Here is a 12,396-nt window from a genome sequence, read left to right on the forward strand (position 1 = left end):
GAGAGCTCACCGCGAACTGCGAGACAATGGGTGCATGCTCCGCGAGAACGAACCAACGCAGTCGCGCCCAGAAGACAGCGGCGACAGCACGGCTGACCGTGCGGTCGCCGCGAGGGGCGGGCTGGACGACTACGAGGCGGAGCTCGCCGAGCTCGTGGACGAAGACGAGGACGACGGCATCCGCGAGATGGACGCGAAGGTCCATCGCGTTCCCCGCATGAGCAGCTTCATGGTGCTCGGGGCGATCGTGGGCGTGCTGCTCGTGACGATTCTCACGTTCGCGTTCCCTCCAAACGAGGTCTTCACCCGCATCCAGGTGTTCGCGTTCCTGCTCGCGTTCACGGTGCCGATCACGCTCGCGCTTGGCGGGCTTGCCGGCTACATCGCCGGACGAGTCGCCGCGAAGAAGACCGTCGACGCGCGACTGATCCGCGCCGACGAGCTCGAGAACCGCAGCTAGCCCTGGCCGCAGCCGCAGCCGCAGCCGCAGCCCTAGCCGCAGCCGCGGCCGCGACGCGCTCCTCAGCGCGCGTCAGTCGTCGAGGCCTCGGGCGTGCAGCGCGTCCGACATGGCGTCGGCGCGACGCAGCGCTCGCACGACCAGAGGCACGGCGAAGGCGCGGGGGCTGCCGCGGCGCCCGCGCGCGTACTGCGCCTGCCGTGCCGTTTCCGCGAGCTCGGCGACGAGCGGCACGGCGCGCACGCCCAGCGCGAGCTGCAGGGCGACCCGATCGGGGTTGACGCCGAGGCTGCGGAGAGGCCCGAGGAGCCAGACGATCGCGCCGATCATGTCGGTCGTGCGAGTCGTGAGACTGACGAGCGTCGCCGCCAGCAGGAGCGCGACGATCGACCCGACAACCCCGATGGCACGGGCCAGGTCGGCGCTCCACCACTGGAAGGCGAAGATGCCGAGCAGGAAGATCCAGGTGGGTCGCACGCCGCGCCAGGCATAGCGCAGGCTCAGGCGCGCGAGCGCGAACCCGAGCACCGCGACCGCGACCGCGATGCCGGCGGCCGTCGGCGAGCTGATCGCGAGCACGGCGGCGCCCGCGGCCACCAGCGCGAGCAGCTTCACCCCGGCGGGCAGCCGGTGGATGACGGACGCGCCCGGCACGTAGACCGCGAGCGGGACTGAGCGGTCAGCCACGGGCTTGCACTCCGCCGCCCGCGCGAGTCACAGCGCGCCTTCCGCATCGATGACTGCGCGGTACGCGGCGATCGCGTCGAGCGGCGGCCCGTCGAAGTGGATGCGCCCCTCGTGCGCCACAAGCACGCGGTCGAAGGGCTCCAGGAGGTCCAGGTCGTGTGTCACGAGCACCACCTGCTGCGGCAGCCGAGCGATGCGGGCCGCGATGGCTCGCGAGTTGCGCAGGTCGAGCAGGGTTGTCGGCTCGTCGAGGAGCAGGATGTTGGGCTCGGTCACAAGCACCGCCGCGAGGGCGAGCAGCTGCTTCTGCCCGCCGGAGAGGAGGTGCGCGGGGTGGTCGGCGCGGTCGGCGAGGCCGACCTGCTCGAGCGCGTTGGCCGTGCGCGCGGCGATCTCAGCTTTGCTGAGGCCGCGCCGCCCGAGCCCGAAGGCGACGTCCTCGCCGACGGTGGGCATGATGATCTGCGAGTCGGGGTCGGTGAAGCAGAACCCGACGCGCCTGCGCACCTCGCGGCCGTCCCTCCTCGTGTCGAAGCCGTCGACGGACACCGTTCCGCTCGTGGGGAGCAGAAGCCCGTTGAGGAGCCTCGCGAGGCTCGACTTGCCTGATCCGTTCGCGCCGATGACCCCGATGCGCTGCTCGCCGAGCGCGACCGAGACTCCGTCGAGCACGGTCCGCCGCTGAGCGCCGTCGCCGAAGGCGACGCTCACGCCCCGCAGCTCGATCACACGTGCGTCCTGTTCATGTGGCGGGCGTCGTGAGATGCGGGAGCCCAGGCCTCACGCATCCACTGCCGGTGTGGCCGCCGTGCCTGCCTCAACCGACTGGCCGCGCCGTCGGTTCTGGATGAGCCCCGGGTACGCCTTGTGGACGCCGCGCGCGACGAGCGCCGCGATGACGGCCTTGGCGAGGTCGCCGGGAAGGAACGCCAACGCCGAGAGGGCAGCGGCGCCGAAGCCGATCTTCGCCATGAGCGCGACGCCGATGATGCCGGGAATGTAGAGCACGAACACGCCCCCGACCACGGTCGAGACGATGCCGGGCAGGATGCGGAACGGGTTGCCGAAGCGCTCGACGAGCCAGCCGACGGCGAACGCCGCGATGGGGAAGCCGATGAAGTAGCCGACAGTGGGGCTCGCGAGCACCGCAAGCCCGCCGCGGCCGCCCGCGAGGAGCGGGAGCCCCGCGAGCACAAGCACGTCGAAGAGCAGCAGCGCCGAGAAGCCGCGCTTCGCCCCCAGGACGGCCCCCGCGAGCATCACGCCGAGCGTCTGCAACGTGATCGGCACCCCGGGACCGGGGATCGTGATGGCCGGCACCACGCCGAGCGCCGCCACGATGCCCGCGAACACGGCGATCTGCGTCAGGTCGCGAGTGCGGTTCCGGGGTGCGAGGGGCGCTTCGGTCATGCGAGGACTCTACCGCCGCCTCACCCGCCGCCTGGCCGCCAGCAGCTGGGTTGCATGCTCAGCTGGCTCATCGCATCCCGGCGCGATACATACGAAAATCGCATGCTCGTTGTGGAACGAACATGCGATCTTCGTGTGGATGCACCGGGTGTGGATGCATCCCTTCAGGTGCAGCGGCAGATGCAGGTGCAGCGGCAGCTAGCTCTTCGTGTTGAGCTCGAGCCAGGCCAGGTACTCGGGGGTGACCGTCCCCGTGACGTAGTTCCCGTCGAAGCAGCTCATGTCGAGCTCCTTCACGTTGGAGCCCTCGGTGATGGCCGTGAAGAGGTCGCCGACCTCCTGATAGACGAGGCGGTCCGCGCTGATGACCGACGCGATCTCCTCGATCGACCGGCCGGACGCGACGAGCTCGCCGCGCGACGGCATGTTGATGCCGTAGACGTGCGGGTAGCGAACCGGGGGAGCGGCGGATGCGAAGGTCACCGAGTTGGCGCCCGCCTGGCGGGCCATCTCGACGATCTCCTTGGACGTCGTTCCGCGCACGATCGAGTCGTCCACGAGGAGGACGTTCTTGCCCCGGAACTCCGTCGGCAGCGCGTTGAGCTTCTGGCGCACCGACTTCTTGCGCACCTTCTGCCCTGGCATGATGAAGGTGCGGCCCACATAACGGTTCTTGTAGAAGCCCTCGCGGTAGTCGATGCCGAGGGTCTTCGCCATCTCCATCGCCGTCGGGCGGCCCGAGTCAGGGATGGGCATGACCACGTCGATGTCGCCGGCGCTGATGCTGCGCTCGACGTTCGCGGCGAGGGTCTTGCCCATACGCAGGCGCGACTCGTAGACGGAGATGCCGTTCATGACCGAGTCGGGGCGCGCGAGGTAGACGTACTCGAACGAGCACGGCACGAGGCGCGGGTTCACGGCGCACTGGCGGGAGAAGAGCTCCCCGCCCGCCGTGATGAAGATCGCTTCGCCAGGTTCGACGTCGCGGACCAGGTCGTAGCCGCCCGACTCGAGCACCAGCGACTCGGAGGCGACAACCCACTCGTCGCGACCGTGCTCGTCGTCGCGACGACCGAGAACAAGGGGGCGGATGCCGAACGGGTCACGGAAGGCGAGCAGCCCGTATCCAGAGATGAGGGCGACGGATGCGTACGAGCCCTCGACCCGGTCATGCAGGCGGGAGATCGAATCGAACAGGTTGTCCGGGGTGAGCTCGTCGCCGTTGATGCCGTGCTGCAGCTCGTTCGCGAGGACGTTGAGCAGCAGCTCGGTGTCGCTCGACGAGTTCAGGTGGCGGCGGTCGACGTTGAAGAGCTCTTTGCGGAGCTCCCGCGTGTTCGTGAGGTTGCCGTTGTGGACGAGCACGATGCCGTACGGCGCGTTCACGTAGAACGGCTGCACCTCGTCATCGCTCTTCGCGCTGCCGGCCGTCGCGTAGCGGACGTGGCCGAGGCCGACGTTGCCAAGCAGGTTCCGCATGTCGCGGGTGCGGTAGCCCTCACGGACCTGACCCTTGACCTTCGCGATGTGGAACGTGTCACCGTCTGCCGTCGCGATGCCGGACGAATCCTGGCCGCGATGCTGCAGGAGCAGAAGGGAATCGTAGATCTGTTGGTTGACGGGACTGGTCGAGACGTGACCAACAATGCCGCACACGCTGGGGGAGCTCCAAGCACAGGTAAGCAGGCCCGCGAGGGCCACGAATTTGAAGAGGCCCGCGAGGGCCACGAGTTTGAAGAGGCCCGCGAGGGCCACGAGTTTGGATGAGGCGCCGAGGCGCCGGAGACGATTTTCCGATTTTGTCACAGCTGGCGGGTCCGCGCGCACCCGCGTGGGAAGGGTTCGCTTCCGGGGTAACGCTCGTGGCGGGCTAGGCTGTTGGGCGCATCCCCCGAGGAAAGGGCATTCTGTGTCAGGCAACGACCTCTACGCCGCCGCTGGCGTCGACACCCGTGCGGGCGACACCGCCGTCGAGCTCATGAAGCGCGCCGTCCAGGCGACCCACGGACCAGAAGTGCTCGGCGGTGTCGGCGGCTTCGCTGGCCTCTTCGACGCGTCGCGTCTGACCTCGTTCACGAAGCCCATCCTCGCCACGTCGACGGATGGTGTCGGCACGAAGGTTGCGATCGCGCAGGCCATCGACAAGCACGACACCATCGGCCAGGACCTCGTCGCCATGGTCGTCGACGACATCATCGTCGTGGGCGCAGAGCCCCTCTTCATGACCGACTACATCGCGTGTGGGCGGGTCGTGCCGGAGCGTATCGCGTCGATCGTCGAGGGCATCGCGAAGGCGTGCGCCGAGACCGGCACCGCGCTCACTGGTGGCGAGACGGCAGAGCACCCCGGCCTCCTCGGGCCGGACGACTACGACGTGGCCGGCGCCGCGGTTGGCGTCGTCGAAGCCGACCGGATGCTCGGACCCGAGCGTGTGCAGCACGGTGACGTTGTCATCTCGATCGCTTCGAGCGGCCTCCACTCAAACGGCTACTCGCTGGTTCGCCGCATCGTCGCCGACCAGGGCCTCTCGTTCACGGACACCTCCGCCGAGCTCGGCGGGGTTGTCGGCGAGGTGCTCCTCGAGCCGACGCGCCTCTACACGGGCCCCCTCGTCAAGCTCCTCGCCGAGCCCGCCCTCGACGGCGCCGTGCACGCGTTCAGCCACGTCACGGGCGGCGGCATCGCAGCGAACCTCGCCCGTGTCCTCCCGCAGGGCGCGTGGATCGAGCTCGACCGCGGCGCCTGGTCTCCGAACGACATCTTCCGCGTCCTCGCGGGCTTCGCCGGCACCGACCTCGAGTCGACGGAAGGCACCTGGAACCTCGGCATCGGGATGTTCGCGGTTGTCGACGCGCAGCGCGCATCCGTCGTCGTCGAGTGGCTCGAGGCTGCTGGCCTGCCCTCCTGGGTTGCCGGCACGATCTCGACCGAGACCCGCGACTTCGCCGGCTTCGAGCAGGGTGCGAAGGGCGTCGATGGCGGCGCGGTGCGCCTCGTCGGCAGCTACGCCGGCTAGCGCAAGACGCGAGGCGTCGCTGCTCGCCGGCCCGCGAGGTGGCGCGGGCACGAAGACGCGCGTGCGCGCGCGGCGTGTCCAAGATCAGTGCAATAAGCGCTCTTCGGGGCGGTTTCGGCGCCATTGAAGCCGATATTGCACTGATGTTGGACAGGCGCCCCCGACAGGTCCAACCGGGCTCGGCCAGCCGCGCTCCAACACGCGGCGCGCCGCAGGCCCCTACTCGGCAGCGAAGGCCGCCGCGATCTCCTCGCTGGTCGCCTCATTCGCGATGAGGGCCGCGAGCAGGATGCGCGCCTGGCCGGCGCGGAGGACAGCCGCGTGAATGGCACCGACGACGGCGAGGTCGTGACCGCCTCCGCCTCCGCCGTAGCTGGCTTTGAGGACGCCGAAGGGCACGCGGCTCGACACGACGAGCGGGATGTCAGACGCCTGGCATTCCCACGCCGCGGAGACGACGCTCTGGCTCGCGTTGCCCGAGCCGAGGCCGACGAGCACGATGCCCTGCACGCCGGCTTCGAGGCTCGCGTGCAGGTGGGTGGCGTCGGCGCCGGGGCTGACCGCGACCGTGTCGACGCGCATCCCGGCGACAGGGGCGGGCAGGTGGAGGCGGCGCGCTGGCTTGTCGGTGACGCTGCGGAACGCGTCCGCGCGGTCGGCGGACGCCTTGGTCAGACCCCACGCCTTCAGAAGCCGGCCCCCGAACGCGACGAGCACGCCACGTCCACGGTTCTCGGGGTCGAGCGCGGCCGCGAGGGCGGCGGCGACGTTGGCTGGCCCGTCGGGCGCCCCCGACTCGGCAGTGAACTGCGACCCGGTGAAGACGACCGGCTTCGAGCTCTCAAGCTGCAGGTCGGTGAGCAGAGACGACTCCTCCATCGAGTCGGTGCCGTGCAACACGATGACGGCGCTCACCTCGTCGTCCTCGACCTGCCGGCGCACCTCATCGCTGATCGACTGCATGTCGGCAAGAGTGAGGCTCGACGAGTCGACTGCCATGAGGTTCACGGGCCGCAGGCGAGCACCGGGAGCATCCGCGCCCTCGAGCAACGCATCCGCGCCAAGGCTCGGCGTCGTCGCGCCGGAAGCCGTGGTCGTGCTGGCGATGGTGCCGCCCGTCGCGATGACGGAGATGAGGGGAAGAGTCGCTGAGGTCGTCACGGAATCAGTTCTACCCGGTTTCATCAAGACGCGGGCTGAGGGTTGACTTGGCGATTTCCCGGCACGGAGGCTGAGGAGGTGCCCTCCGCGGCTCGGGAACACCGAGCCCGCGCGGAACGTTGGGCACGTAACACAGAGTTAATTCGCGCCGTCCGGGAAGCACGTGCCGAATTCATGGGGCACATTCCTAAGATGGCCCAACATCACTGATGTTCTGGCTACCGCCGAAGATAGGGAAACTCCAATGCAGAAGACACGCCTGATTACTGGAGGCATCGCCGCGCTTGCAGCGATCGGCCTCCTCTCAGCCTGCTCGAACCCAACCGCCCCCGGTGCCGGTGGAACCGACGAGGGAACCGCATCCGGTGACACCATCGTCGTTTCCTCGGCGAACTTCCCGGAGTCCGAGATCATCGGCAACCTGTACGCGGAAGCGCTGAAGGATGCCGGGTTCACGGTCGAGACCCAGTTCAACATCGGCTCGCGCGAGGCGTACATCCCCGCGCTGTCCGACGGGTCGATCGACCTGATCCCCGACTACACGGGCAACCTCCTCATCTTCCTCGACCCCGAGGCCGAGACGACGGATGCGGAGACCATCAACACAAACCTCACCGCGGCGCTCGAGACGGAGGGCCTCACCGGCCTCACCCCGGCCGAGGCTGAGGACAAGGACGCGGTTGTCGTCACGAAGGAGACCGCCGAGAAGTGGAACCTGACGACCATCGCCGACCTCGCCGCCCACAACGCCGAGATCACCTACGGTGCCCCGGCCGAGTTCCAGGAGCGCCCGCAGGGCCTGCCGGGCCTCAAGGCGAACTACGGCCTCGAGCCCAGCGCCTTCACCCCCATCGCTGACGGTGGCGGACCTGCAACGGTCGACGCACTCGTGAGCGGACAGGTGCAGGTCGCGAACATCTTCACCACGTCGCCCGCGATCGTCGAGAACGACCTGGTCGTGCTCGAGGACCCGAAGAACAACTTCCCGGCTCAGCAGGTCGTCCCGATCGGCAACACCGAGAAGCTCACCCCTGAGGTCGCTGAGGTCATCGACGCCATCTCGGCGCAGCTGACCACGGAGGAGCTCATCGCGCTCAACACGCGCGTCTCCGGCGAAGAGAAGATCGAGCCGACCAAGGCCGCAACCGACTGGCTCACCGAGAAGGGCCTGCTTGGCGCGTAAGCACCGAACAACCGCAGGACCGCCGAGAGGGTGGATGCGGGTGGGGACAACTCACTCGCATCCGCACTTTCCGGCAGCAAGACCGAGCACGCCCTCGAACCAACTTCCCCCGCTTTCTCACCCCTCCAGTTGTCAAGATCCACCAGAAGGCGAGTTCCGGATGCAGCAGCACGCAGACGCCGAACGGCCGCATGTGCGCCCCACGATGCGCTCCAACAAGCGCGCCGCGCAGGGCAAGCGGCCCGTCATGGACGCGTCGTCGGCCGGCGTGAACGCGCTCGCGGGCACCAGCGCCGAGGCCTCGCTTCCGCCGACGAGCTTCGTCATCGGCCGCGACCGCATGACGCCGCGCATCCTGGAACGTCTGGCCGTGACTGTCGGGCACCTCGACATCGATCCGCACGTCCGAGTACGGCTCGGGGAAGCGCGCGGCGTCATCGAGAGCGTCATGGCCCGTGGCGAGCCCGCGTATGGCGTGAACCGCGGCCTCGGGCCGCTGCGCGACCAGGAGATTCCGGAGGAGCTGCAGCACGCCTTCCAACTGTTCGTGCTCGCATCCCACGACGCGGCCGTCGGCAAGAACCTCACCCCAATTGAGGCCCGCTCCGTCATGCTTGCGCGCCTCGCGGTCATGGCGCAGGGCAACTCCGGTGCGACGACGGCGCTGTTCGAGGGTCTTCGCTGCCTCCTCGAATGCGGCGTCACGCCCGCTATCCCCTCCGAGGGGTCCGTCGGCGCGGCCGACCTCTCTATGCTCGCCGCCGTCGGCAACGTGCTTGTCGGGCGCGGGCGCGTGCTCGACGAGACCGGCACGCAGACCGCCCCCGCCCGAGAGGCGCTCGCCACGGCCGGCCTCGTACCGCTCGAGCTCGCGGCCAAGGATGGCCTCGCGCTCGTCGGCGCGAACGCCGCCTCCGTCGGCATCGCCGCCCTCACCTCGGTGCGCCTCGACCGGTTCACCGCATCCGCCGACCTCGTCGTCGCGCACACCTTCGATGCCCTCAACGGCAGTGTGAAGGGGTTCCAGGAGAAGGTCGTCGCAGCCCGCCCCCACCCGGGTCAGATCCGCGCCGCCGCACGCTTCCGCTCCCTCCTCGGCTCGAGCCGCGCCTACGGCCCCGCCACGGCAGGCTCCCTGCAGGACCCGCTCTCCATGCGCACCGTCCCGCAAGTGCACGGCACGCTCATCGAACAGGCGGATGTGCTGCGCGAGTCGGTCACCGTCGAACTGAACGCGCGCAGCGAGAACCCCTACATCGACGTCGAGAACGACGTCATCATCTCGAACGGCAACTTCTCGACCATCCAGATGGCCATCACGGCCGACTCGGTCCGGCTCCTACTCGCGCATTTCGGCATCATGAGCGAGCGCCGCTGCTCCCTCATGATCAGGCGCCTCCGCTCGGAGCGCTCGCTCGTGGAGCAGGTGCTGTCGATCGACGACGCCGAGCATCCGTTTGTGCCGGTCATCCTCGCGAACACGGCCTCGTCGCTCATGGCGCGGCTGCAGCAGCTCGCGGCGCCCGTCTCGCACCTCGGCGGGGTCGTCGGCGACGGGGTTGAAGACCACAACGCGCAGGGCTACCTCGCCGTGCGCCTCCTCGAGGACAGCCTTGAGGCGGCCGAACGGCTCCTCGCGATCGAGGCGCTCCTCGCCGTCGGCGTCGGCGTCGCCGCCCCCGCGCCGAGCATGAAGGACCGTGCCCCGCTTGTGGTGCAGCTGTCCAAGCGCATCCGTGAAACTCTTGCCCTGAACGACCCCGCCATCATGACCTCTCAGCGAATCGACCGCGTGCGCGCCGACATCGCCGAGCTGAGCGAGCACGTGCAGGACGCGTGAGCTGCCAGCTCACGCACCAAGATCACCCCGTCCCCAGCCAAGGAGCAGCATGATCACCTTCGAGAGCGTCACCAAGACGTACCCGGACGGCACCACCGCGGTGAACGACCTCAGCCTCAACATCGAGGAAGGATCGTTTACAGCCTTCGTCGGCCCCAGTGGCTGCGGCAAGACCACTTCGATGCGCATGATCAACAAGATGATCGACGCCTCGAGCGGCCGCATCACGGTCGCGGGCAAGGACGTCGCCGACGTCCCGTCGACGCAGCTGCGTCTCGGCATCGGCTACGTCATCCAGAACGCCGGCCTGTTCCCGCACCGCACCGTGCTCGACAACGTCGCGACCGTGCTCCGGCTCAAGGGCGTGCCCGCGAAGGAGGCAAGAGCGAAGGCAATGGATGCCATCGAGCGCGTCCGCCTTCGCCCAGAGCTTGTGCACCGCTACCCGGCCGACCTCTCCGGCGGCCAGCAGCAGCGAGTCGGCGTGGCCCGTGCCCTCGCGGCCGACCCGCCCATCCTGCTCATGGACGAGCCCTTCAGCGCCGTCGACCCGGTTGTGCGCGACGAACTCCAGCAGGAGATGATCCGCCTGCAGCGCGAGCTGAAGAAGACGATCGTCTTCGTGACGCACGACATCGACGAGGCGCTCATCCTCGGCGACAAGATCGCGGTCTTCGGCCCAGGAGGTGTGCTCCACCAGTACGCGGCCGCTGAGGAGGTCATGACGAGGCCCGCGAACACGTTCGTCTCGAGCATGATCTCGAAGGACCGCGGCTACCGTGCGCTCACCTTCCGCGAAGCATCCCTCACCGCCGAGCCGCTCGCCGAACCCGTGGCGGGCATCATCAGCCTCGACCCGCACACCTCAGAGTGGTCGCTCGCGGTCGACGACAACGGGCGGCCGGATGCCTGGCTGCACCGCGCGAGCTCGCTGCGCGTCCCCGTCGGCGCCGTCGTCACCCTCGACGACAACCTGCGCCGTTCCCTAGACGCGGTGCTCGCATCCCCGGCCAGCCTCGCGGTTGTCGTCGATGAGGCCGGCGTCGCAGCCGGCGTCGTTCGCGGCGAGACAGTGTTCGCCCGCGTCGCCGAATCGAGCGGCGACCGCTCATGAACTGGCTCATCGCCAATTGGGACACGGTCTGGCCCATCATCATCCAGCACACGGTGCTCGCCGTGGTGCCGACGGTCCTCGGACTTGTCATCGCGCTCCCCGTCGGGATGCTCCTCGTCGGCCGCGCCCGTGGGCGCGCGATCGCGATCGTCGTCGCGAGCATCGTGTTCACGATCCCGTCGCTGGCGCTCTTCGTCGTCATCCCGTCGATCGTTGGCACGCCCATCATCAGCCCGCTCAACGTCGTCATCGCACTGACCCTCTACTCGACAGCGCTGCTCATCCGCACCGTGCTCGAGTCGCTCGACGCCGTACCGGCCGACGTGAAGGATGCGTCGAGCGCCATCGGCTACTCGTCAATCAAGCGGGTCATCGAGGTTGAGCTGCCGCTCGCCATCCCGGTTCTCGTCGCCGGCCTCCGAGTCGTTGCCGTCACGAACGTCTCGCTCGTCTCGGTCGGCGCCGTCATCGGCGTCGGCGGGCTCGGCCAGCTGTTCACCGCCGGGTTCCAGCGCGACTACCCGGACCAGATCTTCGCGGGCATCATCACGATCCTCGTGCTCGCGTTCATCTTCGACCGCATCATCGCCCTCATCGGCGTCGCGACCACGCCGTGGCTGCGCAGCGGCCGGGTCAAAGCGAAGCGCGCCTCGAAGCGCACACCCAACGAGCGCACTGAAACGGCGATGCTCGACACCGTGATCGGGAAGGGAAACGTCGTCTGATGTTCAATGAGATGCTGTCCTACTTCCTCGACCCGGCCAACTGGGTCGGCTCCGCGAGCATCCCCGCCCGAGTGGGCGAGCACCTCTGGTACTCACTCCTCGCCGTGGCGCTCGCCGCGGTCGTCGCGTTCCCGCTCGGGCTCATCATCGGCCACACCGGCAAGGGCACGACCTTCATCGTCGCCACCGCCAACGTGCTGCGCGCCCTCCCCAGCCTCGGTCTCATGACGCTGCTTGTGCTGCTCATGGGCCTCGGCCTGTTCCCGCCCGTCATCGCGCTGGTTGTGCTCGCCGTGCCGCCGCTCCTCGCGGGCGTCTACTCGGGCGTCGCCAACGTGAGCCGTTCGACGGTGGATGCTGCCCGCGCGATGGGTATGACCGAGTGGCAGATCGTGTGGCAGGTCGAACTGCCCAACGCGATGCCGCTCATCGTCGCCGGGCTGCGCAGCGCCGTGCTGCAGGTCATCGCCACCGCGACCATCGCCGCCTACGTCAACCTCGGCGGGCTCGGGCGCTACATCTTCGACGGCCTCGCCGTCACCGACTACGGGCGTGTGCTCGTCGGGGCGATCCTCGTGACGCTCCTCGCGTTGGTCGTCGACGGACTCCTCGCGCTGCTGGGGCGCCTCGTCGTCCCGGGCCGCAAGAAGCGCGAGCCGAAGGCGGCTGGAAGCTCCGGCTCCCGCGCGGGCTTGGGCTCCGGCTCCGGCGCAATCTCGGGCGCGACGGTCGCATCCACGAGCGCCGCCACAACAAGCGCCTAGCGCCCCCGCGCGGATTCGGCTTCGGCCGCCCCGCCC

The 12,396-nt window shown here is 68.9% G+C and carries 12 protein-coding genes; 7 read left to right on the forward strand and 5 right to left on the reverse strand.

The window, feature by feature from the left end; translation table 11 throughout:
* Nucleotides 1–34 precede the first annotated feature (34 nt).
* Nucleotides 35–460 carry a hypothetical protein gene (locus C5B85_RS14650; protein WP_104286743.1) on the forward strand — a complete coding sequence of 142 codons (426 nt, stop codon included), beginning with the start codon at nucleotides 35–37 and terminating at the stop codon, nucleotides 458–460.
* 72 nt (nucleotides 461–532) lie between these two features.
* Here the strand turns inward: C5B85_RS14650 and C5B85_RS14655 are convergent, their stop codons facing one another.
* From C5B85_RS14655 to purF, 4 genes are all read right to left on the reverse strand, one after another.
* The gene (locus C5B85_RS14655; RefSeq protein ID WP_104286744.1) at nucleotides 533–1,147 is read right to left on the reverse strand and encodes an energy-coupling factor transporter transmembrane protein EcfT; all 615 of its coding nucleotides are present in this window, start codon (nucleotides 1,145–1,147) and stop codon (nucleotides 533–535) included.
* Nucleotides 1,148–1,174: 27 nt separating this feature from the next.
* Entirely contained in the window at nucleotides 1,175–1,876 is a 702-nt protein-coding gene (locus C5B85_RS14660; RefSeq protein ID WP_104286745.1) for an energy-coupling factor ABC transporter ATP-binding protein, read from the reverse strand.
* Between the two features lie 51 nt (nucleotides 1,877–1,927).
* Entirely contained in the window at nucleotides 1,928–2,557 is a 630-nt protein-coding gene (locus tag C5B85_RS14665) for a biotin transporter BioY (RefSeq protein WP_104286746.1), read from the reverse strand.
* A 198-nt stretch (nucleotides 2,558–2,755) separates the two neighbouring features.
* Nucleotides 2,756–4,213: an amidophosphoribosyltransferase gene (gene purF, locus C5B85_RS14670; RefSeq protein WP_104286773.1), complete on the reverse strand. Its 1,458-nt coding sequence runs from the start codon at nucleotides 4,211–4,213 to the stop codon at nucleotides 2,756–2,758.
* A gap of 253 nt (nucleotides 4,214–4,466) precedes the next feature.
* Between purF and purM the strand changes: the two genes are divergently transcribed.
* Nucleotides 4,467–5,573, forward strand: coding sequence for a phosphoribosylformylglycinamidine cyclo-ligase (gene purM, locus C5B85_RS14675; protein ID WP_258070820.1), 1,107 nt, complete (start codon nucleotides 4,467–4,469; stop codon nucleotides 5,571–5,573).
* A 219-nt stretch (nucleotides 5,574–5,792) separates the two neighbouring features.
* On the opposite strand, the gene C5B85_RS14680 is transcribed toward purM, so the two are convergent.
* A complete protein-coding gene (locus C5B85_RS14680) occupies nucleotides 5,793–6,734 on the reverse strand; it encodes an asparaginase (RefSeq protein WP_258070821.1) in 942 nt (313 codons plus the stop codon).
* Between the two features lie 244 nt (nucleotides 6,735–6,978).
* Between C5B85_RS14680 and C5B85_RS14685 the strand changes: the two genes are divergently transcribed.
* The 5 genes from C5B85_RS14685 to C5B85_RS14705 all read left to right on the forward strand — a co-directional run bounded on the left by C5B85_RS14685 (nucleotide 6,979) and on the right by C5B85_RS14705 (nucleotide 12,360).
* A complete protein-coding gene (locus C5B85_RS14685; RefSeq protein ID WP_104286748.1) occupies nucleotides 6,979–7,917 on the forward strand; it encodes an ABC transporter substrate-binding protein in 939 nt (312 codons plus the stop codon).
* Nucleotides 7,918–8,077: 160 nt separating this feature from the next.
* Complete coding sequence (locus C5B85_RS14690) at nucleotides 8,078–9,757, forward strand: aromatic amino acid ammonia-lyase (protein ID WP_181064454.1); 1,680 nt, start codon at nucleotides 8,078–8,080, stop codon at nucleotides 9,755–9,757.
* Between the two features lie 49 nt (nucleotides 9,758–9,806).
* Complete coding sequence (locus C5B85_RS14695) at nucleotides 9,807–10,871, forward strand: ABC transporter ATP-binding protein (RefSeq protein ID WP_104286750.1); 1,065 nt, start codon at nucleotides 9,807–9,809, stop codon at nucleotides 10,869–10,871.
* Nucleotides 10,868–11,596: an ABC transporter permease gene (locus tag C5B85_RS14700; RefSeq protein WP_104286751.1), complete on the forward strand. Its 729-nt coding sequence runs from the start codon at nucleotides 10,868–10,870 to the stop codon at nucleotides 11,594–11,596. Before C5B85_RS14695 ends, C5B85_RS14700 begins: the two co-directional genes overlap by 4 nt.
* Nucleotides 11,596–12,360: an ABC transporter permease gene (locus C5B85_RS14705; RefSeq protein WP_104286752.1), complete on the forward strand. Its 765-nt coding sequence runs from the start codon at nucleotides 11,596–11,598 to the stop codon at nucleotides 12,358–12,360. Before C5B85_RS14700 ends, C5B85_RS14705 begins: the two co-directional genes overlap by 1 nt.
* The last annotated feature ends 36 nt before the right edge of the window (nucleotides 12,361–12,396 follow it).

Origin of the sequence: Pseudoclavibacter sp. AY1F1 (assembly GCF_002931075.1) — a bacterium.
Taxonomy (GTDB): domain Bacteria; phylum Actinomycetota; class Actinomycetes; order Actinomycetales; family Microbacteriaceae; genus Pseudoclavibacter.

Bases quoted from the DNA above. Each gene is read 5' to 3' on its own strand.
- C5B85_RS14695 (WP_104286750.1), top strand. From the start codon at position 9,807: ATGATCACCTTCGAGAGCGTCACCAAGACGTACCCGGACGGCACCACC.
- C5B85_RS14650 (WP_104286743.1), top strand. From the start codon at position 35: ATGCTCCGCGAGAACGAACCAACGCAGTCGCGCCCAGAAGACAGCGGC.
- C5B85_RS14690 (WP_181064454.1), top strand. From the start codon at position 8,078: ATGCAGCAGCACGCAGACGCCGAACGGCCGCATGTGCGCCCCACGATG.
- C5B85_RS14705 (WP_104286752.1), top strand. From the start codon at position 11,596: ATGTTCAATGAGATGCTGTCCTACTTCCTCGACCCGGCCAACTGGGTC.
- C5B85_RS14700 (WP_104286751.1), top strand. From the start codon at position 10,868: ATGAACTGGCTCATCGCCAATTGGGACACGGTCTGGCCCATCATCATC.
- C5B85_RS14685 (WP_104286748.1), top strand. From the start codon at position 6,979: ATGCAGAAGACACGCCTGATTACTGGAGGCATCGCCGCGCTTGCAGCG.
- C5B85_RS14665 (WP_104286746.1), bottom strand. From the start codon at position 2,557: ATGACCGAAGCGCCCCTCGCACCCCGGAACCGCACTCGCGACCTGACG.